23 protein-coding genes and 1 pseudogene are annotated in these 23,369 nt (G+C 72.8%); 16 read left to right on the plus strand and 8 right to left on the minus strand.

Going from position 1 to position 23,369, the window contains the following annotated elements; all coding sequences use genetic code 11:
• Window positions 1-44 precede the first annotated feature (44 nt).
• Window positions 45-650, plus strand: coding sequence for a DUF2087 domain-containing protein (locus ABNF97_RS18490; RefSeq protein WP_349339238.1), 606 nt, complete (start codon window positions 45-47; stop codon window positions 648-650).
• 10 nt (window positions 651-660) lie between these two features.
• Here ABNF97_RS18490 and rsgA read toward each other — a convergent pair whose 3' ends face one another.
• Both rsgA and aroA read right to left on the minus strand, forming a co-directional pair.
• Window positions 661-1,680 carry a ribosome small subunit-dependent GTPase A gene (gene rsgA, locus ABNF97_RS18495; RefSeq protein ID WP_207230637.1) on the minus strand — a complete coding sequence of 340 codons (1,020 nt, stop codon included), beginning with the start codon at window positions 1,678-1,680 and terminating at the stop codon, window positions 661-663.
• Window positions 1,681-1,779: 99 nt separating this feature from the next.
• Complete coding sequence (aroA, locus tag ABNF97_RS18500) at window positions 1,780-3,090, minus strand: 3-phosphoshikimate 1-carboxyvinyltransferase (RefSeq protein ID WP_349339239.1); 1,311 nt, start codon at window positions 3,088-3,090, stop codon at window positions 1,780-1,782.
• Between the two features lie 165 nt (window positions 3,091-3,255).
• On the opposite strand from aroA, the gene ABNF97_RS18505 reads away from it, so the two are divergent.
• The 5 genes from ABNF97_RS18505 to rsrA all read left to right on the plus strand — a co-directional run bounded on the left by ABNF97_RS18505 (window position 3,256) and on the right by rsrA (window position 6,753).
• Entirely contained in the window at window positions 3,256-3,978 is a 723-nt protein-coding gene (locus ABNF97_RS18505; protein WP_130464834.1) for an SOS response-associated peptidase family protein, read from the plus strand.
• A 199-nt stretch (window positions 3,979-4,177) separates the two neighbouring features.
• Window positions 4,178-4,579: a WhiB family transcriptional regulator gene (locus ABNF97_RS18510; protein WP_130464833.1), complete on the plus strand. Its 402-nt coding sequence runs from the start codon at window positions 4,178-4,180 to the stop codon at window positions 4,577-4,579.
• Between the two features lie 165 nt (window positions 4,580-4,744).
• Window positions 4,745-5,359: an alpha/beta family hydrolase gene (locus ABNF97_RS18515; protein WP_130466289.1), complete on the plus strand. Its 615-nt coding sequence runs from the start codon at window positions 4,745-4,747 to the stop codon at window positions 5,357-5,359.
• 253 nt (window positions 5,360-5,612) lie between these two features.
• Window positions 5,613-6,464 (plus strand): sigma-70 family RNA polymerase sigma factor, encoded by an 852-nt coding sequence (locus ABNF97_RS18520; protein ID WP_349339240.1) that lies wholly within the window; start codon window positions 5,613-5,615, stop codon window positions 6,462-6,464.
• A 4-nt stretch (window positions 6,465-6,468) separates the two neighbouring features.
• A complete protein-coding gene (gene rsrA / locus ABNF97_RS18525) occupies window positions 6,469-6,753 on the plus strand; it encodes a mycothiol system anti-sigma-R factor (RefSeq protein ID WP_130464831.1) in 285 nt (94 codons plus the stop codon).
• A gap of 144 nt (window positions 6,754-6,897) precedes the next feature.
• On the opposite strand, the gene ABNF97_RS34235 is transcribed toward rsrA, so the two are convergent.
• On the minus strand, window positions 6,898-6,972 hold the full coding sequence (locus ABNF97_RS34235; RefSeq protein WP_369752275.1) for a 50S ribosomal protein bL37: 75 nt from the start codon (window positions 6,970-6,972) through the stop codon (window positions 6,898-6,900).
• Window positions 6,973-7,148: 176 nt separating this feature from the next.
• Here ABNF97_RS34235 and ABNF97_RS18530 point away from each other — a divergent pair, with 176 nt between their 5' ends.
• Window positions 7,149-7,364 carry a biotin/lipoyl-binding carrier protein gene (locus ABNF97_RS18530; RefSeq protein WP_130464830.1) on the plus strand — a complete coding sequence of 72 codons (216 nt, stop codon included), beginning with the start codon at window positions 7,149-7,151 and terminating at the stop codon, window positions 7,362-7,364.
• Window positions 7,365-7,451: 87 nt separating this feature from the next.
• Window positions 7,452-7,949 (plus strand): annotated as a pseudogene (locus tag ABNF97_RS18535) (GNAT family N-acetyltransferase); the annotation flags it as partial.
• 140 nt (window positions 7,950-8,089) lie between these two features.
• On the opposite strand, the gene ABNF97_RS18540 reads toward ABNF97_RS18535, so the two are convergent.
• Complete coding sequence (locus tag ABNF97_RS18540) at window positions 8,090-8,713, minus strand: TetR family transcriptional regulator (protein ID WP_130464828.1); 624 nt, start codon at window positions 8,711-8,713, stop codon at window positions 8,090-8,092.
• Window positions 8,714-8,827: 114 nt separating this feature from the next.
• On the opposite strand from ABNF97_RS18540, the gene ABNF97_RS18545 reads away from it, so the two are divergent.
• The gene (locus ABNF97_RS18545) at window positions 8,828-10,411 is read left to right on the plus strand and encodes an MDR family MFS transporter (RefSeq protein ID WP_486484829.1); all 1,584 of its coding nucleotides are present in this window, start codon (window positions 8,828-8,830) and stop codon (window positions 10,409-10,411) included.
• 185 nt (window positions 10,412-10,596) lie between these two features.
• Here the strand turns inward: ABNF97_RS18545 and ABNF97_RS18550 are convergent, their stop codons facing one another.
• The gene (locus ABNF97_RS18550; RefSeq protein WP_349339241.1) at window positions 10,597-12,438 is read right to left on the minus strand and encodes a tetratricopeptide repeat protein; all 1,842 of its coding nucleotides are present in this window, start codon (window positions 12,436-12,438) and stop codon (window positions 10,597-10,599) included.
• A gap of 192 nt (window positions 12,439-12,630) precedes the next feature.
• On the opposite strand from ABNF97_RS18550, the gene ABNF97_RS18555 reads away from it, so the two are divergent.
• Window positions 12,631-13,665: an SIS domain-containing protein gene (locus ABNF97_RS18555; RefSeq protein WP_130466287.1), complete on the plus strand. Its 1,035-nt coding sequence runs from the start codon at window positions 12,631-12,633 to the stop codon at window positions 13,663-13,665.
• 95 nt (window positions 13,666-13,760) lie between these two features.
• On the plus strand, window positions 13,761-15,398 hold the full coding sequence (locus tag ABNF97_RS18560) for a histidine kinase N-terminal domain-containing protein (protein WP_349339242.1): 1,638 nt from the start codon (window positions 13,761-13,763) through the stop codon (window positions 15,396-15,398).
• A gap of 88 nt (window positions 15,399-15,486) precedes the next feature.
• Here ABNF97_RS18560 and ABNF97_RS18565 read toward each other — a convergent pair whose 3' ends face one another.
• On the minus strand, window positions 15,487-16,716 hold the full coding sequence (locus tag ABNF97_RS18565) for a glycosyltransferase family 39 protein (RefSeq protein ID WP_349339243.1): 1,230 nt from the start codon (window positions 16,714-16,716) through the stop codon (window positions 15,487-15,489).
• 631 nt (window positions 16,717-17,347) lie between these two features.
• On the opposite strand from ABNF97_RS18565, the gene ABNF97_RS18570 reads away from it, so the two are divergent.
• The 4 genes from ABNF97_RS18570 to ABNF97_RS18585 are packed head-to-tail and all read left to right on the plus strand — an operon-like array spanning window position 17,348 to window position 20,932.
• Window positions 17,348-19,087, plus strand: a complete 1,740-nt coding sequence (locus tag ABNF97_RS18570) for a nitrite/sulfite reductase (RefSeq protein ID WP_349339244.1) — start codon at window positions 17,348-17,350, stop codon at window positions 19,085-19,087.
• The gene (locus ABNF97_RS18575) at window positions 19,084-19,281 is read left to right on the plus strand and encodes a hypothetical protein (protein WP_130464823.1); all 198 of its coding nucleotides are present in this window, start codon (window positions 19,084-19,086) and stop codon (window positions 19,279-19,281) included. The genes ABNF97_RS18570 and ABNF97_RS18575 overlap by 4 nt, the downstream gene beginning before the upstream one ends.
• On the plus strand, window positions 19,278-20,039 hold the full coding sequence (locus ABNF97_RS18580) for a phosphoadenylyl-sulfate reductase (protein ID WP_130464822.1): 762 nt from the start codon (window positions 19,278-19,280) through the stop codon (window positions 20,037-20,039). The genes ABNF97_RS18575 and ABNF97_RS18580 overlap by 4 nt, the downstream gene beginning before the upstream one ends.
• A 50-nt stretch (window positions 20,040-20,089) precedes the next feature.
• Window positions 20,090-20,932 (plus strand): sirohydrochlorin chelatase, encoded by an 843-nt coding sequence (locus ABNF97_RS18585; RefSeq protein ID WP_502930515.1) that lies wholly within the window; start codon window positions 20,090-20,092, stop codon window positions 20,930-20,932.
• Window positions 20,933-21,261: 329 nt separating this feature from the next.
• Here the strand turns inward: ABNF97_RS18585 and ABNF97_RS18590 are convergent, their stop codons facing one another.
• Window positions 21,262-21,519, minus strand: a complete 258-nt coding sequence (locus ABNF97_RS18590; RefSeq protein ID WP_130464821.1) for a WhiB family transcriptional regulator — start codon at window positions 21,517-21,519, stop codon at window positions 21,262-21,264.
• 432 nt (window positions 21,520-21,951) lie between these two features.
• Window positions 21,952-22,902: a diacylglycerol/lipid kinase family protein gene (locus ABNF97_RS18595; RefSeq protein ID WP_349339245.1), complete on the minus strand. Its 951-nt coding sequence runs from the start codon at window positions 22,900-22,902 to the stop codon at window positions 21,952-21,954.
• Window positions 22,903-22,944: 42 nt separating this feature from the next.
• Here ABNF97_RS18595 and ABNF97_RS18600 point away from each other — a divergent pair, with 42 nt between their 5' ends.
• Window positions 22,945-23,346: a hypothetical protein gene (locus ABNF97_RS18600; RefSeq protein ID WP_130464819.1), complete on the plus strand. Its 402-nt coding sequence runs from the start codon at window positions 22,945-22,947 to the stop codon at window positions 23,344-23,346.
• The last annotated feature ends 23 nt before the right edge of the window (window positions 23,347-23,369 follow it).

Below are 23,369 nucleotides of genomic sequence, written 5' to 3' on the forward strand. Positions count from 1 at the left end.
ACCTACTCGATCCGGTCCGGCCTGGTGCGTTAGCATCCCGCGCCGTGGCGACCGAACCGATCTCCGACGCGTCCCCCGAGGTACTGATCGGCCTGCTGGCCGAGCCGGACCGGCTGGCCGCCTTCGCCGCCGTGGTACTCGGCGCGGCCGAGCCGGCGGAGGTGGCGCGGCGGACCGGGCTGCCCGTCCGGACCGTGCTCGCCGCGCTGCGCCGGCTGGAGTCCGGTGGCCTGGTCGAGACGGTCGACGGCCGGATGGTCGCCCTGGTCGGGGCGTTCAAGGCGGCGGTACGCGGGTACCCGTCCGCGGCCGGCGAGCCCGACGTGGAACCGGACCCGGACCGGGCGACGGCGGCCGTGCTCCGGGCCTTCCTCCGGGACGGCCGGATCTCTCGGATGCCGGCCGCGCACGGCAAGCGGCTGCTGCTGCTCGAACACGTCGTGGCAACCTTCGAGCCGGGGGTGCGCTACGCAGAGCGGGAGGTGGACGCCCTGCTCCGGGCCTGGTACGACGACTACGTGACGCTGCGCCGGTACCTGGTCGACGAGGTGCTGTTGACCCGCCGGGACGGTGTCTACTGGCGCAGCGGCGGCCCGGTCGACCTCGATCCAGGCCCGACCGCCACCGACCCCGACGGCCTGCCCGGATAGTCGCCGGAAGCTACTCGACCTCGCCGGCCCGGGAGGCCAGCAGCCGGCGGTACGACGCCAGCCGGCGCGGGTCGGCGTTGCCGGCCGCCACCCAGGCGTCGAGTGCGCAGTCGGCCTCGTCCGGGGTGTGCTCGCAGTTCGGCGGGCACTGCACGGTCCCCTCGACCAGGTCGGGGAAGCCGTGCAGCAGACTCTCGGCGGAGACGTGCGCCAGGCCGAAGCTGCGTACCCCGGGGGTGTCGACGATCCAGCCGGGATGGGTACGCCGGTTGCCCGGCAGCGATGGCAGGCGCAACGCGACCGCGCTGGTGGAGGTGTGCCGGCCCCGACCGATCGCGCTGACCGTGCCGACCGCCCGGTCCGCCTCCGGAACCAGCCGGTTCACCAGCGTCGACTTGCCCACCCCGGAGTGCCCGACCAGCACCGAGACGCGCTCGGCGAGCAGTCCGCGCAGCTCGTCGAGGTCGGAGCCGGGGCCGACGAGTAGGTGCGGCAGGTCCAGTTCGGCGTAGTAGCCGAGCACCCCGTCGGGTGGGGCCAGATCCGACTTGGTCAGGCAGAGCAGCGGCTCGATGTCGGCGTCGTACGCCGCCACCAGGCACCGGTCGATGAACCCGGTCCGCGGCGGCGGGTCGGCCAGCGAACTGACGATCACGAGCTGGTCGGCGTTGGCCACCACCACCCGTTCGAGCCGCCCCTCGGCGGTGCTCTCGTCGTCGTCGGCGGTACGCCGTAGCACGGAGCGGCGCTCGGCGATCCGGACGATCCGGGCCAGTGCCCCGGCCGCGCCGGAGGTGTCTCCGACGAGTGCGACCCGGTCGCCGACCACCACCGACTTCCGGCCCAGTTCGCGGGCCCGCATCGCGGTGACCGTCCCGCCGCCGGTCCGGTCGGTCCGCCCGGCGCCCGGGTCGTCGCCGACCACGCAGGTGTAGCGGCCGCGGTCGACGGCGATCACGAAGCCGTCGACCGCGTCGGAGTGCCGGGGCCGGGTGCGGGTACGCGGACGCGACGATCGCCCGGGTCGCACCCGTACGTCGTCCTCGTCGTACTCCCGCTTGCCCGCCAGCTTCGCTCCCCGTCTCGTCTTCCGGCGGCGGCGACCAGCGAGGAAACGGATCGGTCCCGGTTACCGGCGCCCGTCGCCGCCGGTCACCATCGTCGACCATAGTGCCGGGAACTCGGGCATGGTCTTGGAGGTACACGCCACGTCGTCCAATTCGATGCCGGGCACGGCGAGCCCGATCACCGCCGCCGCGTGCGCCATCCGGTGGTCGGCGTAGGTCCGGAACCTCCCGCCGCGCAGCGGCCGGGGCCGGATCTCCAGCCCGTCGGCGGTGTCGGTGACGTCGGCGCCGAGCCCGGTCAGTTCCCGGGCCAGCGCGGCCAGCCGGTCGGTCTCGTGGCCCCGGATGTGTGCCACGCCGCGCAGCCGGGACGGCGAGTCGGCCAGCACGGCGAGCGCGGCCAGCACCGGGGTGAACTCGCTGACGTCGGAGAGGTCGGCGTCCAGCCCCCGGATCGTCCCCGTGCCGCGTACGGTGAGGCCGTCGGTGCCCAGGCTCACCTGGCCACCCATCCGGGAGAGCAGTTCGCGGAGCGTGTCGACCGGTTGCAGGCTGCTGCGCGGCCAGCCGAGCAGGGTCACCCCGCCCCCGGTGGCCAGCGCGGCGGCGAAGAACGGCACCGCGCCGGAGAGGTCCGGTTCGATGTCCCAGCCACGCCCGGAGAGCCGGCCCGGCTCCACCGCCCAGACGTCCGGGGTGCTGTCGTCGACGGCGGCTCCGGCGGCCCTGAGCATCTGCACGGTCATCCGCAGGTGTGGCGCGGACGGGACCGGCGGGCCGACGTGCCGGACCACGATCCCGCGCGCGAACCGGGCTCCGCCGAGCAGCAGCCCGGAGACGAACTGGCTGGACGCCGAGGCGTCGATCTCCACCTCGCCGCCGAGCACCCGACCGGTGCCCTGCACGGTCAGCGGCAGGCTGGCGCCCTCGGTGGTGTCGATGCGTACCCCGATGGAGCGGAGTGCGCCGACGAGCGGGCCGAGCGGGCGGAGCCGGGCGTGCGGGTCGCCGTCGAAGGTGACCGGCCCGTCGGCGAGCCCGGCCACCGGCGGGACGAACCGCATGACGGTGCCGGAGAGTCCGACGTCGACGTGCGCCGGTCCCCGGAGCGGATTGGGCCGGACCACCCATCGCTCGCCGTCCACGGTGGAAACGTGCGCGCCCATCGCGCGCAGGCCACCGGCCATCAGCTCGGTGTCCCGCGCCTGAAGCGGGTGACGCAGCGTGGAGGGGCCGTCGGCCACCGCGCTGAGCACCAGCGCCCGGGCCGTCAACGACTTGGAGCCGGGCAGCCGCAGCGTCGAGGCGACCGGGTCGGTCGCGGTCGGCGCGGTCCAGGGCTCGAGCGGGCGGACCGCCGTCAGGTTCGGCACCGGTACATTCTGCCTCGCCGGCCGGTGTGCGTGATCGGAGGCTCGGTCCCTCTCGCCTGGCGGGACGGCCGGCCAGGGTGGGTGGGGCGGTCGAGAGTGCGGTCTCGGCCCCGCTCGCCAGGCGGGGACGGCCGGCCCGGCGCCGGAGGCGCTAGCGTGGCCAGCATGTGCGGTAGGTACGCGACCACCCGTAGCGCGGCCGATCTGAGCGCGCTCTTCGAGGCGTACGACGAGACCGGTGGCCGGCTCGCCGCCGACTACAACGTCGCGCCGACCGATCCGGTGCCGATCGTGCGGGTCTGCGCCGACTCGGCCGGTTCGCTCCTCTCCGTCGCCCGTTGGGGGCTGTTGCCGCACTGGGCGAAGGACACCCGGGGCGCCGCCCGCATGATCAACGCGCGGGCCGAGACGGTCGCCACCACCCGGGCGTACGCCCACTCGTTCGCCCGGCGCCGCTGCCTCGTTCCCGCCGACGGCTGGTACGAGTGGGTCCGCCGGGACGGCGGCAAGCAGGCGTACTTCATGACTCCGCGCGACGGCGGGGTGCTCGCCTTCGCCGGGCTCTGGTCGGTCTGGCACGGCGCCGGTGATCCGCTGCTCACCTGCAGCGTGGTCACCACGGCGGCGCTCGGCGAGCTGGCCGGCGTGCACGACCGGATGCCGCTGCTGCTGTCCCGGCAGCGCTGGTCCGACTGGCTGCACGGCGCCGACGACCCGGCCCTGCTGCTCGCGCCGCCGGACGAGAAGTCGCTGTCCGCGATCGAGATCCGGCCGGTCGGCAGGGCGGTCGGAGATGTCCGGAACGACGGCCCGGAACTCATCGCCCGGGTCGCCGCCGAGCCGCTGCGCGCGTTACCAGAAGAACCCGCCGCATCGACGTTGTTCTGACCTCGGAAGCGCATATTTGCCTGCACCGATTTGGCACCGTTCGGGGTGGATCGTCGCCCGGAGTTTTCCACACCTTTGCTGAGAGCACTTGTCACGCATCGTGGTGGTGCGATAGAACACAGCGCCGGCAGTGGGTGTCGGCTCGCACTGGGCGGGCGCACCCATCGATCTTAGTCGGTCCCACGGGGGAGGTGGGTGGATGACACGGGCGCGGATGCCACGCCCGCACGAGGTTGCCGCTGCGCGTCGAGACCCGAGGTTGCTTCGGGCACTCAGCGAGCGGCGCCTGGACGATGCCTGGCGTACCCGGGGGGTGTGCCAGAGCGTGGACCCGGAGACGTTCTTTCCGGCACCGAGCGAGCCGGCCGACTCGGCCGTCGCGCTGTGCCGGACCTGTGACGTGCAGGGACCCTGTCTCGCCTGGGCGCTTGAGGTGGGTGACTGCCACGGCGTATGGGGGGCGACCACCCCGCGCGAACGCCGGGCCATGCTGGTCGCCTGGCGAGACCAGGTGGAGCGTGACCCGGACGTGGTCGGCGACGCCGGACCACCGGTCCGGGACCGCCTGCTGACCCTCGTCCCGATCAGCTCCAGCCGCTGACCCGTTCGACCGCCGGCCACCGACCGGGCAGTACCGGTCGTCGGTCGGTCGGCTCGTGGCTGCGGCGCCGGGCTGGCGCCGGTCGTCGGGTGCGGCGTGTGGCCCGCCGACCGGATACCGATGGTGACGCCGCAGGATCCCGGTCGGGTGTCCTACAGTGGCGCCGTGCTGCGCGGAGACGAGATCGACACGCCACGGGGGCCGGCCCGGGTGGACGTCGACCTGCCGGGTTCCGAGCCGAGCGGCCTGCTCGTGCTCGGGCACGGTGCGGGCGGCAGCGTGGACGCGCCGGACCTGGTCGCGCTCCGGGACGCGGCGGTCGGGGCCGGGGTCGCGGTGGCCAGGGTGACCCAGCCGTACCGGGTCGCCGGTCGGCGGGCCCCGGCCCCCGCCAGCCAGCTCGACGAGGCCTGGGTGGCGGTCGTCACCGAGCTGCTGGGCCGGTGCCGCCCGACCCCGCCCCTGGTCGTCGGCGGCCGGTCCAGCGGCGCGCGGGTCGCCTGCCGCACCGCCGGCGTTCTCGGCGCGTCCGGGGTCGTCGCGCTCGCCTTCCCGCTCCATCCACCCGGTCGGCCGGAGCGGTCCCGGGCGGCAGAGCTGCGTACCGGGGTGCCGACCCTGGTGGTCAACGGCGATCGGGACCCGTTCGGCGTACCGGTCGCGGAATCGGGCGTCCGGGTGGAGGTGCGGCCGGGCGAACGGCACGACCTGCGGGTCGACCCGGTGGCAACGGCCGAACTGGTGCTCGGCTGGCTGCGCGAGCGGGGCTGGGCGGGCTGAGGTCGCGGGCGTCCGGCCGTTTCTGTCCCGCTGGCGTGATCGTTGCTCCAACTGATGCCGGACCCGCCTGCGATTCCACGAATCGGAGGCGGCGCCCGGTTTCATCCTCCCAGGCCCTTCCTGGTCCCAGCCGTGGGAAATCCGGACGGATTGGCCACGGCCGGGGCCAGGGATGGGCGGTGGACGGAATGCCTGGCCCGGCACTGCGGTTACAACTCCTGGAAGCCAGTGGAGCCACAAGGGGGTTTGCCCGGTGTCGACCGAGACACGGAGCCTGGAGCACGACCGCGAGGCGCGGTGGCCCGATCGGAGACGGAACGGTCCACCCTCCCGGTCGTCGGGTGACCGGCCGGGCGTGGGTACCGCCACCGCCCGAACCGAGTCGCCCGGCCGCGCTTTCCGCGTATCCTCGGCGGGACAGCCGAATAACGCTGCGGTGGTGGGGAAGAAGATCACCGCGCCGGTTCGGTACCGAGGCGAGGGAGACGGCCGGTTGACAGCGGAGAAGACGGACGAGCGCAGGGCCCGGTTCGAACGCGACGCGCTGCCCTTCGTCGACCAGTTGTACGCCGCCGGCCTGCGGATGACCCGTAACCCCGCCGACGCGGAGGATCTGGTCCAGGAGACGTTTCTGAAGGCGTTCGCCGCGTTCCACCAGTTCGAAGAGGGCACGAATCTCAAGGCGTGGCTCTACCGGATCCTGACCAACACCTACATCAACTCCTACCGTAAGCGGCAGCGGCAGCCCGTGCAGGCGCCCACCGAGGAGATCACCGACTGGCAGCTCGCCGAGGCGGAGTCGCACACCTCCAGCGGGCTGCGCTCGGCCGAGACCGAGGCGCTGGACCGGCTCCCGGACAGCGACGTGAAGGAGGCGTTGCAGCAGCTTCCGGAGGAGTTCCGGCTCGCCGTCTACCTCACCGACGTCGAGGGGTTCTCCTACAAGGAGGTCGCCGACATCATGGGAACGCCGATCGGCACCGTGATGTCCCGGCTGCACCGTGGCCGGCGGAACCTACGAAAGCTGCTCGAGCGCTACGCTGCCGAGCGGGGCTTCTCGTCCGCCCCGTCGACCAGGTCCGCTGCGGCTGGCCGGGAGGTGTGAGCGCATGAGTTGCGGTGAACCGCACGAGACCGACTGCCGTGAGGTCCTCACCGAGGTGTACCTCTACCTCGACCTGGAGTGCGCGGACGAGCGGCGCAACCGGATCCGGCAGCATCTCGACGAGTGCTCGCCCTGCCTGCGCGAGTACGGCATCGAGCAGGAGGTCAAGGCGCTGGTAGCGCGCTGCTGCGGCAACGAGACCGCGCCCGCCGAGCTTCGGGAGCGGCTGCGGGTACGGCTGGCCGACCTGGTCTTCGAGACCGACTCCCGGGAGTACCTCGCCGACTGAGCCGGCCACCTACGGAGGCGGGCGTAGACGAAGTCACCGGCCCGTCGTGGCGGATCGCCGGGCGGGCCGGGGCGTGGCGAGCGCGCTGTCGCGATCGCCGACGGCTCCCGTGCCCCGCCCGGCCGCCCAGGCTCGGCGCCGAGCTCAGGAGTTGGGGCGCTTGCCGTGGTTGGCGGAGCTCTTCTTCCGCGCCTTCTTCTTCCGTGCCTTCTTCGCCATGCTGACCTCCGTCGTCGTCCGGGGGCGGTGCCGACCAGCGTCGTCGACCGCCCGGTTCTGCTCGCGCCGGGCAATCCTCCCATGGTCGCCGGGCGACCCTGCCGAGGCGCCTCGGCGACCGGGGCGAGCATGATTGGATACCGTCCCAGGGCAACAGTGACGACGAGGGGGAACCCATGGCCGAGGAGATCCGCGCCGAGATGGTGGCGAACGTCTGGAAGGTCGTGGCCACGGCCGGTGACACGGTTTCCGAGGGCGACACGCTGGTGATCCTCGAGTCCATGAAGATGGAGATCCCGGTGTTGGCCGAGTCGGACGGGGTGCTCCGGGAACTGGCCGTGAACGAGGGCGACGTCGTGCAGGACGGCGACCTGATCGCCGTGATCGAATGACCCGGCGCGCCGGGCAGGTCGCCCGGCGGAACCAACCGTCCGGGGTGCGACCCCGGGCGACGGCATGACCCGACGAAGCGAGGGAGCGACATGACCGGCCTGCTGGTCCGGGTCGCCGAGCCGGCCGACTTCGACGCGATCGCCCGACTCACCGTGGCGGCGTACCGGGCGGACGGGCAGCTCGGCGGCGAGCCCGGGTACGAGCAGCTGCTCTCCGACGTAGCAGCCCGGGCCGGTGCCGGTGACGTGCTGGTCGCCGCCGACGAGGCGACCGGTGAGCCGCTCGGTGCCGTGCTCTTCGTGCTGCCCGGCTCGGCGTTCGCCGAACTCTGCGGGCCCGGTGAGGCGGAGTTCCGGATGTTGGCGGTGGACCCGCGGGCGCAGGGGCGGGGTGCCGGCAAGGCGCTGGTCCGGGCCTGCCTGGACCGGGCGAGGTCGCTCGGCTGCTCCCGGGTGGTGATCTGCACCCGCAGCTTCTCCACGCCCGCACACCGGCTCTACGCCGGGTTCGGTTTCGTCCGGACCCCGGACCGGGACTGGTCGCCGGCCCCCGGTGTCGACCTGCTCGCGTTGCGCCTCGACCTGACTCCAGAGCCGACCGTGCCGGCGGAGCCGACCGTGCCGGCGGAGCTGACTGTGCCGGCGGAGCCGACCGTGCCGGCGGAGCAGAGCCGCAGCTGAAGCCGACCGGGCTGATGGCGGCGCCGCGAGCGCCGCCCCGGGAATTAGCCGGACTCGGCGAGCCGGCCGGTGCCCGCCGGGGATTCCGGGGCGTCCTGCCCGGCGGGCGTCGTACCGATCCGGTCGAGCAACTCGTTGGCGATCTCCAGCGCGAGTTCCCGCCGTTGTCCGCTGCTGACCTCGCCACGGAGCGCGAAGAGACTGCCGTGTACGGCGAAGAGCGCCAGCGTCGCCCGGAGCTGTCCGGCCGGCGACGGGTCGGCCCGGGAGAGCAGTTCGGCGATCCGCAGCATCCGCTCCCGCATCATCTGACCGGAGGAGAGCTGCTTTATCACGGTCTGGTTCTGCTCGAAGAACCGCATCACGCTGCGGCCGTCGTCGCGGAAGAACTCCTCGCAGTAGCGGCGCAGTGTCGCCCGCCGGCCGGCGGCGTCGATCGGCTGTTCGGCGGCCCACTCGATCAGCCGGTCCAGTCGGTCGAGCCGGTCGTGGACGAAGCTGTGGACGATGTCGTCCTTGCTCTTGAAGTGGTAATAGAGGGCGGCCTTGGTCACGCCGAGTCGTTCCGCGATCTCCCGCAGCGAGGTCTTCTCGTAACCCTGCTCGGTGAAGAGTTCCAGTGCCACGGCCTGGATCCGGGACCGCGTGTCGCCTGTGTTGCCGGTCACGGAGCACCTCTCGCAATTCGCCTTGACGGGAACCGACACCCAACTTACCGTACGGCAAGTAGAATCACTAGCCGGTCGGCAAGTAAGTGGATCACACTCAGGGGGAGCCTACCGATGACCACCATGGCGGATGCGCCGGCACGACCGGTCAACATCAGGGTCGTGCTCGGCGGTCTGATGATCGCGATGATGCTCGCGATGCTCGACAACATGATCGTCAGCACCGCGCTGCCGAGGATCGTCGGCGAGTTCGGCGGGCTCAACCACTTCACCTGGGTGGTCACCGCGTACGTGCTCGGATCCACCGTCTCGACCCCGATCTGGGGCAAGCTCGGCGACCTGTACGGCCGCAAGAGCGTCTTCCTCAGCTCGATCCTGCTCTTCCTGTTCGGGTCGGCGCTCTGCGGGATGGCCGGGTCGGAACTGCTCGGCGGCCCCGGCGACGGGATGATGGAGCTGATCGCCTTCCGCGCGGTCCAGGGCCTCGGCGCGGGCGGCCTGATGGTCGGCGTGATGGCGATCATCGGTGATCTGGTCCCGCCCCGGGAGCGGGGTCGCTACCAGGGCATGATCGCCGGAATCATGGCCATCGCCATGGTGGCCGGTCCGCTGGCCGGCGGCTTCATCACCGACCACCTCTCCTGGCGGTGGGCGTTCTACGTCAACCTGCCGCTCGGCGGCGCGGCGCTGATCCTGCTGGCCACCCGGATGCACCTGCCGAGGTACCGCACCGAGCACCGGATCGACTGGTTCGGCGCCGCGCTGCTCTCGGTCGGCATCACCGCGATCGTCCTGGTCACCACCTGGGGTGGCAACGAGTACGACTGGATCTCCGGCCCGATTCTCGGCCTGGCCGCGGTCGCGGTGATCTCGCTGGTCGCCTTCGCCGTGGTCGAGCGGCGGGTGCCGGAGCCGATCCTGCCGCTCGGCCTCTTCGCCAACCGCAACTTCGCGGTGATCTCGGCGATCGGCTTCCTGCTCGGGTTCGCGATGTTCGGCTCGATGAACTTCCTGCCGCTGTTCCAGCAGACCGTGCAGGGCGCCTCCGCGACCAACAGTGGCCTGCTGCTGCTGCCGTTGATGTTCGGCATGCTGGTGGTGTCGATCGTGGTCGGCCGGACGATCACCAGGACCGGCCGCTACCGGGCCTTCCCGATCATCGGCGGGATCGTGATGACCGCCGGCATGGCGCTGCTGGCCCTGCTCGACGTCGACACCGGCAAGCTGGAGTCCTCGCTCTACATGGTCGTGCTCGGCGTCGGGATGGGTTTCCTGATGCAGACCTCGATGCTGATCGCGCAGAACAGCGTCGAGCAGAAGGACCTCGGCGCGGCGAGCGGCGCGGCCACCTTCTTCCGGTCGATCGGCGGATCCTTCGGGATCTCGCTGTTCGGCGCCGTCTTCGCCAACCGACTCGCCGACTCGTCCGCCGGGCCCATGATGGCCGGCGGGGGCGAGGGCGCCGGAGTCGACCCGGCCGCGCTGCGGTCGCTGCCGCCGGAGCAACAGCACGCGGTGCTCAGCGGCCTCGCCGACGCGATCGGGACGGTCTTCGTCTGGGCGGTACCGTTCGCGCTGGCCGTCGCGGTGCTGGCCTGGTTCATCAAGGAGATCCCGCTGCGTGGCAGTTTCGGCCCCGGCGCCGACACTCCCGAGGAGGAGGCCGAGGTCGCTCTGGCGGGTCCACCCGCACACTGACCTCCGCCGCGGTGCCGCCCCCCTGCTCGACCGCGGCGGGCGGCGCCGCGGCTTCCCACAGTGGCAGCACCGCGCCTGCTCGGCGGCGGTGCGGCCTTTCCGCAGTGGCAGCGCGCCTGGTCGGCGGGAGGCGGCGTCGGACGGCAGTCCACGGACACCCGACGGGGCCGGGCCGTACCGCTTGATCAACCCTGTCGGGTGAACCGCCGCCACATCCGGTCCAGCAGCCGGCCGAACCGGCGCTGCCGGGGCGCCACCGGAGAACCGTCCCGGGCCAGCAGCAGGCGGGCGGTGTCGACCGTGGCCGGCTCGGCGGACGGGGTGGCCAGCACCAGCTTGGCCAGCGACCGCAGCACGGTGACCGGCCGCCGCTGTGCCACCTCGACCGCGTCGCCGAACCGTTCGGCGACGACCCGGGCCACCTCGGTACGCACCGACGGGTCCACCCAGGCGGCGGTGACCAGGGCGAACAGGGCAGCCTCGGTGACCCAGTCCTCGACGCCCCAGACCAGGTCGAGCAGTACCCTCCGGCGTGCCGAGTCGGGCCACGGCTCGTCCGTACGGTGGTGCAGCAGTCCGAGGCAGACCCAGACCTGCACGCAGCGCACCCAGAGCGTCGGGTCGTGCCGGCTCAGGGTGCGACCCAGCTCGGTCTCCGGTGGGGCCGGCGGATGTGCCAGCAGCCCGAGCAGGTCGTCGAGTTCGAGCGTGGCGAGCCCGACCGCCGCGTCGTAGGCGGCCGGCGGATGCGGCCAGGCGGGATGGGCCAGCTGTTGGATCCGGCGTACCGCCGCGTCGTCCGGGGCCGGCACGGCCGGTACGGCGGTGATGCCGGCGTACCGCCAGAGGTGGTGTCCGACCGACCGGCGTGCCTCGCGCGGATCCGGTTCCGGGGTGGCGGCGACCGTGACGACCAGGGCCGGGGCCGCCTCGTGCAGCGCCCGCATCGCGCTCGGCGGCTCCAGCGTGTCCAGCGAGAGCCGGGCGCCGTCGGCCGGACCGCCGGTGGCCAGCCGCTGCCGCAGCGTCACCGCCGCCACCTCGGTCGCCGGCGGGACCCGGCCCAGCCACGGCTGGCTCTGGCAGCACTCGGCGAGGTCGCTGTGCTCGTGCGAGTCGTCCGGATGGTCCCGCTGGAAGTCGGCCAGCGCGACGAGGTGGCCGAGATCGCCGTCCCGGCGGTAGCGCAGCCGGTGACCGGTGTGCACCGCGCAGTCGAAGGACGGGTCCCGGGACAGCGCCCGATCGATCCAGCCCAGCGCCTCTTCGAGTTGGCCGTGGTCGGCGAGGGTACCGGCGATGTCGGCGTACACCGAGAGGTCGTCGGGGTCGTGGTCGACGGCCCGGCGCAGCGCCGCGAGCGCCTCGGCGGTCCGCCCGGCGCTGCGGTAGGCGTAGCCGAGCCACACCTCGGAGAGCTTCGACGGCATTTCCCGGGCTCCCTGCCCGGCCCACTCCACGGCCTGGCCGACCGCGCCGACCCGGCGGGCCAGTGCGGACGCCGCGCCGAGCAGCAGTCCGTGCCGGGGATGCGCCGCCACGGCGTGCCGGGCCAGCCGCAGGTAGGGCCAGAGCGGTTCGCGGGCGGTCTCCGGAACCGGGTCCGGGATGCCGGCGCAGACCTGCATCAGCACCCGGGCGATCCGGTCCGGGTCCAGCAGGCCGGGCAGGTCGGGCGCGCTCACCCAGGGCACGCCGGCCCAGTCGGCCGAGGGGACGTGCCCGGTGGCGGCGGCGAGCAGTTCCAGCCCGTCGGCGGGACGCCCGGCGGCGGCGAGCAGGTGCGCGCGGGCCACCACGGTACCGATGAACGGGTGCTGGTCGAGGGGGAAGAGGTCGACACCGCCGCCGGACCGGGCGGCGAGCTGGGCGAGCGCCTCGTGCACCTCGGGCATGGTCGGGGCGTACGCGATCGCCCCGGCCAGGTGACCCGCGGCGTGCCGCAGGTCACCCTCGTCCAGCGCCAGCCGGGCCAGCGCGAGTTCCCCCTCGGCCGAGAGCCGGGGGTCGTCCGTTCCCTCGGGCACCGAGTCGACCCTTCGCGTACGTGGAATTTCCCCTGGGTTGGGGAGCCTAGGGCATGGCGACCACGGTTGGTGATCTACTGCGCAGAGCTGCGCGCTAGATTGCTCCAGCGCGTCAGATCGTGCAAAGTTGAGCATGGAACGCGCGGGAATCGCGCATGAGGAGGGGGCATCGTGGCGCAACCGGGAGCCGGCATGGCGGCGGACATCGCCGAGCAGCCGGAGGGCTTCGCACGACTGTTGGAGCCGACCTCGATGGCGGCGATCGCGCAGGTGGCAGCCGTGATCGCGGAACGCCGGCCGAAGCACGTGGTGTTCACCGCACGCGGCACCTCCGACCACGCCGCCCTCTACGCCGCGTACCTGACCGAGATCCGGCTCGGGCTCCCCGCCGGGCTCGCCTCACCGAGCAGCATCACGGTCTTCGGCGCCCGACCCGACCTGTCCCAGGCCCTGGTCGTCGGGGTGAGCCAGAGCGGCGGGTCATCCGACCTGACCGAGGTGCTGCGGGTCGCCCGGTCCGCCGGCGCGCTGACCCTGGCGGTGACCAACGCCCCCGACTCGCCGCTGACCCGCGTGGCGGAACTCGCCGTCGACGTCACCGCCGGCCACGAGCGGGCGGTCGCCGCGACCAAGACGTACACCGCCGAACTGCTCGCCCTGCTGCTGCTGGTCGAGGGGATCCGGGCCGGGGACGGCGCGGTGCCCGCCGAGGAGCGGGCCGGGCTGGAGGCGCTGCCCGAACTCGCCGCCCGTACCCTCGCCGACCCGACGCCGGGGTATCTGGCTGCCCGCTACCGCTTCGCGGACCGGATGGTCACCACCGGCCGGGGATACGCGTACCCGACCGCCCGGGAGGCGGCACTGAAGCTGATGGAGACCTCCTACCTGCCGGCGCTCGCCTTCTCCGGCGCCGACCTGCTGCACGGCCCGCTGGCGATGACCGACCCGGACGTACCGGTGCTGGCCGTCGTCGGTGCCGGGCCCGGCGGTACCGCCATGCGCGAGGTGCTCGCCAAGGTCGGCGAGCGCGGCGCGGACCTGGTCGTGATCGGGCCGGCCGAGGTTGCCGGAGCCGCCGCCCGGCTGCCGGTGCCGGAGGTCGACGAGCGGTACGCCCCGCTGCTGGACATCCTGCCGGTGCAGCGCCTCGCCCTCGCCCTCGCACTGGCCCGAGGCGAGGATCCCGACGCCCCGCGTGGCCTGCACAAGGTGACCTCGACGCTCTGACCGCCGGTGCGGAGGGGGCCCTTCTACAACAGAATCCGGTGGGAAGGGGCCCTTCCCTACCGCCCAGCCTTGGGTGGTCGTGGCAGGCTTGCCCCGTGTCCACGCTGCGCGATCTCGCCGAGGAGCACACCCGGCTGCGTCCGGTCGACATCGACCACCTGCATCGGGTGGCCGGCGACTGGCAACTCCTCTCCGATCTGTCCTTCGCGGACCTGCTGCTCTGGGTACCGGTCAGCGACACCGACGGGTTCGTCTGCGTCGCCCAGGTACGCCCGACGACCGCGCCGACCGCCTACCAGGACGACCAGGTCGGCCGAATCGTCGGCGGTCCCGAGGTGGCGCACCTGGCGATCGCGTACAGCCAGGGCCGGATCTGGCGGGAGGGCGATCCGGTCTGGTACGGCGACACCCCGGCCCGGCACGAGGCGATCCCGGTCCGGCTGCGCTCCGGGGACGGCGAGGCGGGCGAGGTGATCGCGGTGGTGGGCCGGGACACCAACCTCTCCACCGCGCGCACCCCGAGCCAGCTCGAACTCAACTACCTGACCACCGCCGACGACCTGGCCCAGATGCTCTCCGACGGGACGTTCCCGCCGGTACGCCACCCCGGCGAGACCACCACGGCACCCCGGGTCGGTGACGGGCTGGTTCGGTTGGACGCCAACGGGAAGGTCACCTACGCGAGCCCGAACGCGCAGTCCGCGTACCGGCGGCTCGGGTTCGCCTCGCACCTGGTGGGGGAGGATCTGGCGGCGCTGAACGGCCGGCTCGCCGCCGACCCGCTGGAGGGCACCGAGGCGGCCAACCGGGTGCTCGCCGCGCTGCGCGGTGAGGCGCCGCCGCGCCGGGAGATCGAGGCCCGGGGCGCGACCGTGCTGACCCGGGCCCTGCCGCTGATGCCCGCCGGGGTGCCGATCGGCGCGCTGGTGCTGGTCCGGGACATGACCGAGGTACGTCGCCGGGACCGCGCCCTGATCACCAAGGACGCCACCATCCGGGAGATCCACCACCGGGTGAAGAACAACCTGCAGACCGTCGCCGCGCTGCTCCGGCTCCAGGCCCGCCGGGTCGGCATCCCGGCCGCCCGGGCCGCGCTGGAGGAGTCGGTGCGCCGGGTCGCCTCGATCGCCCTGGTGCACGAGACCCTCTCGATGTCCAGTGACGAGGCGGTCGAGTTCGACGGCATCGTGGACCGGGTGGCGGCGGCCGCCGCCGAGGTGGCCGCGACCGACGTCCCGGTGCGGATGCGCCGGCAGGGCAGCTTCGGGGTACTGCCGGCGGAGATCGCCACCTCACTGGTGATCGTGCTGAACGAACTGCTGCTCAACGCGGTCGAACACGCCTTTCCGGAGCAGGGCGAGAACGCGGCGATGCTCCCGCCGGCCGGGCCGGGCGAAGCCGCCGGGCCGGGCGAGGCTGCCGAGCTGGCCGAGGACGCCGAGCTGGCCGAAGCTGCCGGGCCGGGTGAGGTCGCCGGTGCGGCCGGGAGCGCCGAGGTGGTCGAGCCGGCCGAGGTGGTCGTCTCGGCGCACCGGTTCCGTAAGCAGCTGCACGTCACGGTCGCCGACAACGGCCGGGGCCTGCCGGAGGACTTCGACGCCGACCTGGGCAGCCGGCTCGGCCTACAGATCGTCCGCGCCCTCGCCACCGGCGAACTACGCGGCACCATCGAGCTGCGCAACCGCCCCGACACCGGTACGGAGGCACTGCTGGTAGTCCCGCTGGCCCGGTGACCCCGACTCGAAGATCGCGCTACTGCCGCGAGAGAGCGCCGGCCCTCGCCTCAGCCCCCGGCCCTCGCCTCAGCCCCCGGCCCTCGCCTCAGCGGGGGATAGGCGGGTGGGTGAGGAGAGCCAGGGTGAGGCCTGGCAGGGTCCAGGTTCGGTCGAGGTGGAATCGGGCCCGCAGCGGGGCTGCTCGGCTCTCGGGCAGCTGGGTCAGCGGATCGGCGTGCGCGCCCCAGACCAGCAGCCAGAGCCGATCGACAGTGGCTAGACAGCGCTCGGGCTCTGGGCACTCGGTGGCCCAGAAGTCGGCCCGGTGGGTCTGGTCGGCCACCAGCAGCACGTCGCGGGGGCGGTCGGCGCCCAGGTAGTAGGCGGTGGCCAGGTCCAGGAAGGCCCAGCCGTCCCGGGGCGCGTAGACGATGCCGTCGCCCGGTCGCTGGTGTGCGGCGATGACGCGTACCGCCGCCGGGTAGTCGACCGGGGCGCTGCGCGGCGACTCGTGGGTCCGGCGCAGCGCGGCCTGCTCCGGCGCGCCGAGCAGGCCGGCGACGGCGACGATCGCCAGCGCGGCGGCGAGCCGGAGCGGGGCCAGGGTCGCGGCCGCCAGCAGGCAGGCGAACGGCAGCACGAAGACCAGGTAACGCGGTACGAAGAGCGGCGTGAACTGTCCGGCGACGAAGAGCAGCAGCGCCGGCAGCAGCACGGTCAGCCCGAGGAGCACACCCGAGCGGCCCCGGGTGGCGACCGCGACGGCGGCCAGCCCGAAGAGCAGCCCGCCGACGACTCCGGCCCGGACCACGCTTCCGGGCAGCCCCAGCAGGTCCCCGGCTCCGGGCCGGCCGACCCAGTCGAGCTGCCGGCCCTGCTGGCTGCGGCCGAGCAGGATCAGCGGCACCAGCACCAGCACCGCCCCGCCCACCGCGACCGCCCAGCGCACCCGTACCCCGGCCCGCCGGTGGCCGAGGGCGGCGAAGGCGTGCCCGGCGGCCAGGCTGACCGCGAACAGGTTGGCCAGGCCCGCCGCGGCGAGCGCGGCCGCGTAGCCGGCCCAGCGCGGCCACGTCGGCCGGTCCAGGGCCCGGCACAGCAGCAGGGTGGCCAGCACGGCGAGCAGGGTGGCCAGGGCGTACGGGCGGGCCTCCTGACCGTACCGGGAGGTGCTCGGCAGTACCGCGAGGAGCAGCCCGCCCAGCAGTCCGGCCCGGCGGCCGAACAGCCGCGCGCCGAGCACGGTGGTCAGCGCGGTGGCCCCGGCCATGGCGAGCGCGGAGGGCAGCCGCAGCGCGACGGTGGAGTCTCCGGCGACCGCCAGCCAGCCCTGCATCAGCAGGTAGTACGGACCGTTGACCGCGTCGATCGTGCCGATCAGCCGGAGCAGATCGTGCGGCGGGCGGGAGGCGGCGCTCCAGGTCGCCAGCTCGTCGCGCCAGAGTGGGGCGCGGTCGAGCTGTACGGCGGTGACGAGCAGGGTGGCCAGGCCGGGACAGAGCCAGCTCGCCCGGCGGAACCAACCGGGCAGGACGATCCGAGGTCGACCCGAACCGCGATCTATGATGGGCGAAGCGTGATCTGTCGCATTAGTTCCAATATTCGGAATCTTAGCGTGAAGCCGGCCACAGCGGGTCCGCCAGGCGGGATCGACGGTCGCATCGGTGGTCCGGCCCTTACGGATATGGCAGCATGACGGGTATGACCGCCGCCGTGCGCCGCTTCGCGAGGCCGGGATTCACCTCCCGCCGCCACGTGGACTACGGCCGCGTTCGCAGCGCGATCTGTCCGGCCCACTGACGCCGCCTGGACCTGTTCCGTCCCGGGCGTTGCAGTGCGCCGGCTCCCCTGACACCGCCGTCATCCGGCACCGCCGTCATCCGGCACCGCCGTCTCCGGCCTGTCCCGGGTTGCGGCCGTCGCTCTGCGCGTCCACCGAGTCACACCGAATTACGGAGGGCGCCGCCATGGCGGTCAGCGACACCCCGACCCGGTCCGACGTCACCAGCACACCAGCGGGCAGCAGCGCACGTGCGGCCCGACCGGCCCGTCGCCCGCGCGGCGAGGGACAGTGGGCGCTCGGGCACCGGGAGCCGCTCAACCCCAACGAGCGGACCAAGAAGGACGACAACCCGCTCAACGTACGGGCCCGGATCGAGAACATCTACGCGCGTGGGGGCTTCGCCTCGATCGACCCGCAGGACCTGCGCGGCCGGTTCCGCTGGTTGGGCCTCTACACCCAGCGCAGGGCCGGCATCGACGGCGGGCGGACCGCCGTGCTGGAGCCGCACGAACTCGAGGACGAGTACTTCATGCTCCGGGTCCGGATCGACGGCGGCCAGCTCAGCCTGGACCAACTCCGGACCATTGCCGACATCTCCCAGACGTACGCCCGCGACACCGCCGACATCACCGACCGGCAGAACATCCAGTTGCACTGGGTCCGGATCGAGGACGTGCCGGAGATCTGGCGCCGGCTGGAGGCGGTCGGGTTGCAGACCACCGAGGCGTGCGGCGACTGCCCCCGGGTGGTCCTCGGCAGCCCGGTCGCCGGGATCGCCGAGGCGGAGGTGCTCGACCCGACCCCGGCGCTGGACGAAATCGTCCGCCGGTACATCGGTGACCCGGCGTACTCCAACCTGCCGCGCAAGTTCAAGACGTCGATCTCCTGGCTGGTCGACACGCCGTACGAAATCAACGACGTCGCCTTCCTCGGCGTCGAGCACCCGGAGCACGGCCCCGGCTTCGACCTGTGGGTCGGCGGCGGGCTGAGCACCAACCCGATGCTGGCGCAGCGGGTCGGTGTCTGGGTGCCGCTCGGCGAGGTGCCGGAGGTCTGGGCCGGGGTCACCGGGATCTTCCGGGACTACGGCTACCGCCGGCTACGGCACCGTGCCCGGCTCAAGTTCCTGGTCTCCGACTGGGGCGTGGCCAAGTTCCGCGAGGTGCTGGAGAAGGAATACCTGGGCCGCAGCCTGCTCGACGGGCCGGCGCCGGACCTGCCGTCCAAGCCGGTCGACCACATGGGAGTGCACCGGCAGCGGGACGGCCGCTACTACGTCGGTGCCGCCCCGGTGGTCGGCCGGGTCTCCGGCACCCAACTGGCCGAGCTGGCCGACGCCGCCGCCGAGCACGGCAGCGGCCGGGTGAGCCTCACCCCGTACCAGAAGCTGCTGGTCCTGGACGTGCCGCCGGAGCGGACCGACTCGCTGGTCGCGGCGCTGCGCCGGATCGGCCTGGATGCGTTCCCGTCGGTCTGGCGGCGCGACACCATGGCCTGCACCGGTCTTGAGTACTGCAAGCTCGCCATCGTCGAGACCAAGGCCCGGGGCGAGGAGTTGGTCGCCCGGCTGGAGGAGCGGCTGGCCGGGGCGGATCTCGGTGAGACCGGGCTGAGCATCCACCTCAACGGCTGCCCGAACGCCTGCGCCCGAACCCAGACCGCGGACATCGGTCTGAAGGGCCAACTCGTGGTCGGACCGGACGGGCGTCAGGTCGAGGGCTTCCAGGTGCACCTCGGCGGCGGCCTGGGCATGGCCCAGGGCCAGTCCGGCGGCTTCGGCCGCAAGCTGCGCGGTCTGAAGACCACCGCGGCCGAGCTTCCCGAGTACGTCGAGCGGCTCGCCCGCCGCTACCTGGACGGCCGCACCGAGGGGGAGAGCTTCGCGAACTGGGTCGTGCGAGTCGACGAGGAGGAACTGCGATGAGTGGGGAAACCCGAGCCGCACCTCTCTACTGCCCCTACTGCGGCGAGGAGGACCTGCGTCCCAACGAGGCGGCGCACGGTGCCTGGGAGTGCCGGGCCTGCGCCCGGGTTTTCACGGTGCGGTTCACCGGCCTGCTCGCCAGCGCCGTCGCGCCCGAGGGGAAGCAGTCGGCACCCGAGGGGAGGCAGTCATGAGTCCCGTTGTCGCGGCCAACCTCGGGTTGGTCAGGCTCGGCCCGGAGGTGTCGGCCGGCCCGTCCCGGCGGGACCCGGACGAGCTGCGGACGCTGGCCGAGGCGGCGAACCGCGAACTGGAGGGTGCACCGGCCCAGGAGATCGTGCGGTGGGCGGTCGGCGAGTTCGGTGACAGGTTCTGCGTCACCAGCTCGATGGCCGACGCCGTACTCGCACACCTGGTCTCCCGGGTGGCGCCCGGAGTGGACGTGGTCTTCCTCGACACCGGCCTGCACTTCCCGGAGACCCTTCGGGTACGCGACGTCGTGGCCCGGACGCTGCCGGTCAACGTACGTTCCATCCGGCCCCGGCAGACCGTCGGCCAGCAGGACGGCGAGTACGGTCCCCGGCTCTTCTCCCGGGCGCCCGACGAGTGTTGCGCGCTGCGTAAGGTGGAGCCGCTGGAGCGGGCCCTGGCCGACTACGACGCCTGGGCGGCCGGGCTGCGCCGGGACGAGTCGCCGACCCGGGCCAGGACCCCGGTGGTGGGCTTCGACCCGCGACGCGGCAAGGTCAAGGTGAATCCGATCGTCACCTGGACCCAGGCCGACGTCGACGCCTACATCTCGCGGTGGAACGTGCCGGTCAACGAGCTGTTCCGGCAGGGATACACCTCGATCGGCTGCTGGCCCTGCACCCGGCGCACGAAGGCGGGCGAGGATCCCCGGGCCGGCCGCTGGGCGATGTTCGAGAAGACCGAGTGCGGCCTGCACGTGTGACCGTCGAGGCCGCCGGAGCAGAGGTGACTCTCGCAGCTTCCGGAGCGGGCGTGGCGGTCGAGGCATCCGGAGCGTCGGTGGCCGGGTCGGCGTCGGTCCCGGTCGTGTTGGTGGCGCACGGCAGTGGCGATCCCCGGGCCGCCCGTGCCACCGGGGCGTTGGCCCGGGCGGTGGCGGCGGCCCGGCCCGGGCTGCTGGTCCGGGCCAGCTATCTCGACCACGGTCCGCCCCGGCCCGGCGCGGTACTGGCCGAGCTGGAGGCGGCCGGGCACCGGCGGGCCGTACTGGTGCCGTTGCTGCTGACCGCCGCGTACCACGGCCGGGTGGACATCCCCGCCGCGGTCGGGGCGGCCCGGGAGGCGGGGCTGCGGATGCCGGTGCGCACCGCCGAGGTACTCGGCCCGACGGCGCCGGGACTCGGCCCGACGGCGCCGGGAGTGGTCGACCCACGGCTGCTCACCGCGCTGCTGCGCCGGCTCGCCGAGGCGGTCGGTCCGGCGCGGCGGGGCGGCGCCGTGGAAGCGCTCAGGGACGCCGGGGTGGACGGCCTGGTGCTGGCTGCCGCCGGTACCCGGGACGCCGCCGCCCGGGGCACCGTCGTGCAGGTGGCCGAGGCGCTCGGCCGCGTGACGGGCCTGCCGGCCCGGGTCGGCTACGCCTCCGCGGCCCCGCCGACGGCCGGTACGGCGGTCGGCGCGCTGCGGGAGGCCGGTGCCCGGCGGGTGGCGGTGGCGACGTACTTCCTGGCGCCGGGTCGGCTCTGCGAGGCGGCCCTGGCGTCGGCCGGGGAGGCCGGCGCGGTGGCCCTGGCCGCCCCGTTGGGCGACGTGCCCGAGCTGGTCCAACTGGTACTCGGGCGGCTGGATGCCGCACTGGCCGTCGACCCTGGGTAGCTGCGGTAGCTCCGACGAAACCGTTACGGACAGTGGTAACAATTCCTAACGGACCGTAGTCGTCACCGATCGGTACTCCGTACGTCAGTGCCACCGGTCCGGGGTGACGCGCCTCGGTCGCCGGTAACCGTGTTCGGAATTGCGACCGGCGGATAGGAATCGTCTTCGGGTTCGGTGAGGGTGACTCGATCACCGGAATGTCGTCGATCGACTATCCGTCGTCACGACAACAGCGGAACGCATTCCGGCAACAACAGAACGTATTACGGCCGAACAGCAGAACGCCCCGGGGTGGGAACCCCAGGGCGTCCGATGCGTGGTGCGGTCGGTCAGGCAGAGTGAGCGCGCAGGACCCGGAGGCCGCCACGGCGCTTGACGGCGCGCCGCTCTTCTTCGCTCATTCCACCCCAGACTCCGGCGTCCTGACCGGACTCGAGGGCCCACTGCAGGCACTCGTCGGTCACGGAGCAACGCCGGCAGACGGCCTTGGCCTGCTCGACCTGCAGGACGGCCGGACCGGACGTTCCGATCGGAAAGAACAGCTCCGGGTCTTCGTCGCGGCAGGCAGCATGGTGGCGCCAGTCCATGGCGGCAACACTCCTCAATCTGGGTGGGCGGCAGTGCTTCGTGCTTGGTGGATCTTTTCCTATATGCGTCCGCAGTGCTGATCACGACGGGGTGCAGGCCCGTCGATTCGGCAACGCGAGAGCAGGCTTTGTGTTAGTGGGACCTGCGGGGCAGCGGTCGTTGGTCGAACGCGCCCGCGCAATCTCCCGGTAGCTCAAGTTCGCTTGTGAATACTTTCACGAACTCCCACGATGTCAAGGGTAGCGCCCCGAAAAACTCTGGGCAGGTGAGACAGGTCACGGCTCATTTGTCCGGATTTCCGTCCTCGGACGACCCCCGGTGCGCCACAGCCGAGAATCAATATAGTACAGTCCGCCCCACATTGCTGGCATTTCCGGCACCGCCCTCCTCGCTGGTTCCAGAGGTTCGCTACCGGTCGCAGTACCCCAGGGTCAGCAGATTACTCGCAGTGCGGCCGAGACGGAGGTGAATCGGACTTTGCTTCGTTCGCCGAGGTAGTCACCGTCCAGCTGGAACGCCTGGGGCTGCTCCGCGACCAGGGTGAACTCCTCCAGGTCGTGCAGTCGCAGGATCTGCCGACCACGCGGGTCCGGCCGCCGGGACAGGCTCTGCGTCACCATCCGGGTGGTGCTCGGCACCCGCAGTCGGCGCAGCGCCAACACGTCCAGGCCCAGGTCGAACGAGGCGTCCGGGTTCGGGTTGACCTCGCGGTCCCCAACGTACGTCCAGGGGGCGGTGTTCTGGATGATCACCGTGGCGAGCTCACCCTGGGTGACCTCGCCCGGCCGCTCCAGCCGGATCGCCGGGTGCCGCCGCTCCGCCCCGACCAGGTACTGGCCGACGATCGAGCGCAGGTACAGGCTCGGGGTGGAGACCCGGCCCCATCGGCGGGCCCGCTCCACCCGGTGGATCACCGCCGCGTCCATGCCCAGCCCGGCGCAGAAGGTGAAGTAGCGGTCGTCGGCGAGACCGAGACCGATGGTGCGGACCCGCCCCACCCGCAGCGCCTCCAGGATCATGCTGGTCGCCTCCGGCCACTCCCGGGGCAGCCCCAGCGCCCGGGCGAAGACGTTGGTCGACCCACCCGGTACGGCCGCGAGCGCGGGCAGGTCCTCGGCCGGCAGCCGGTCGTCGGTGGTGTGCGTGAGCCCGCCGGTCATCAGGCCGTTGACCACCTCGTTGACGGTGCCGTCGCCACCGAGCGTCACGACCAGGTCGACGCCCTGCCGGACGGCCTTTCTGGCCAGCGCGACCGCGTGTCCGCGCCGCCGGGTGTACTCGACGGTGAGGTCCACCTCGCTGCGGAGTGCGCGGACGAGAACGTCCCGACCCCGGCCCGTCGTGGTGGTGGCCTTGGGATTGACCACCAGGATGGCCCGCATGGCCGGCACTGTACCGCGAGCGGCCCGGGTATCGTGGCGGCCGTGACAAGCGACCCCGAACCGGCGCCCGGTGCACTGCGCTGGGCGGTGTGGCTGCTGCGCGCCGAGGGGATCGGGCTGGCCCTGTTGACGCTCTTCCTGGTCTACGAGTTGTTCACCGCTACCGCGGCCGACCTGCTCTCCGCGCTCCTGGTCACCCTCTTCGCGGCCGGCGGTGCGGTGGTGCTCTGGGCGCTCGGTACCGGTCTCGACCGGCGACGCCCGGCCGCCAGGGCTCCGGCGATCGTGCTGCAGCTCATGCTCCTGCCGATCGGCTACTTCATGATCATGGGCGGGCTGGCCTGGCTGGGCGGGCCACTGATCGCGCTGGGTCTGCTGGTCGTCGGCCTGCTGATCAGCACGGGCACGAACCGGGCGCTCGGGTTCGACACCGAACGGGCCTGACCGGGGCATCCGACAGGTCGAGG

The organism is Plantactinospora sp. B6F1, from assembly GCF_040120695.1.
Taxonomy (GTDB): Bacteria; Actinomycetota; Actinomycetes; order Mycobacteriales; family Micromonosporaceae; genus Plantactinospora.

Excerpts from the sequence above, each read along its gene's own strand:
- ABNF97_RS18505 (WP_130464834.1), top strand. The coding sequence starts at position 3,256 with ATGTGCGGTAGGTACGCGACCACCCGTAGCGCGGCCGATCTGAGCGCG.
- ABNF97_RS18510 (WP_130464833.1), top strand. The coding sequence starts at position 4,178 with ATGACACGGGCGCGGATGCCACGCCCGCACGAGGTTGCCGCTGCGCGT.
- rsrA (WP_130464831.1), top strand. The coding sequence starts at position 6,469 with ATGAGTTGCGGTGAACCGCACGAGACCGACTGCCGTGAGGTCCTCACC.
- ABNF97_RS18530 (WP_130464830.1), top strand. The coding sequence starts at position 7,149 with ATGGCCGAGGAGATCCGCGCCGAGATGGTGGCGAACGTCTGGAAGGTC.
- ABNF97_RS18545 (WP_486484829.1), top strand. The coding sequence starts at position 8,828 with ATGACCACCATGGCGGATGCGCCGGCACGACCGGTCAACATCAGGGTC.
- ABNF97_RS18555 (WP_130466287.1), top strand. The coding sequence starts at position 12,631 with ATGGCGGCGGACATCGCCGAGCAGCCGGAGGGCTTCGCACGACTGTTG.
- ABNF97_RS18565 (WP_349339243.1), bottom strand. The coding sequence starts at position 16,716 with ATGCAGGGCTGGCTGGCGGTCGCCGGAGACTCCACCGTCGCGCTGCGG.
- ABNF97_RS18570 (WP_349339244.1), top strand. The coding sequence starts at position 17,348 with ATGGCGGTCAGCGACACCCCGACCCGGTCCGACGTCACCAGCACACCA.
- ABNF97_RS18575 (WP_130464823.1), top strand. The coding sequence starts at position 19,084 with ATGAGTGGGGAAACCCGAGCCGCACCTCTCTACTGCCCCTACTGCGGC.
- ABNF97_RS18580 (WP_130464822.1), top strand. The coding sequence starts at position 19,278 with ATGAGTCCCGTTGTCGCGGCCAACCTCGGGTTGGTCAGGCTCGGCCCG.
- ABNF97_RS18590 (WP_130464821.1), bottom strand. The coding sequence starts at position 21,519 with ATGGACTGGCGCCACCATGCTGCCTGCCGCGACGAAGACCCGGAGCTG.
- ABNF97_RS18595 (WP_349339245.1), bottom strand. The coding sequence starts at position 22,902 with ATGCGGGCCATCCTGGTGGTCAATCCCAAGGCCACCACCACGACGGGC.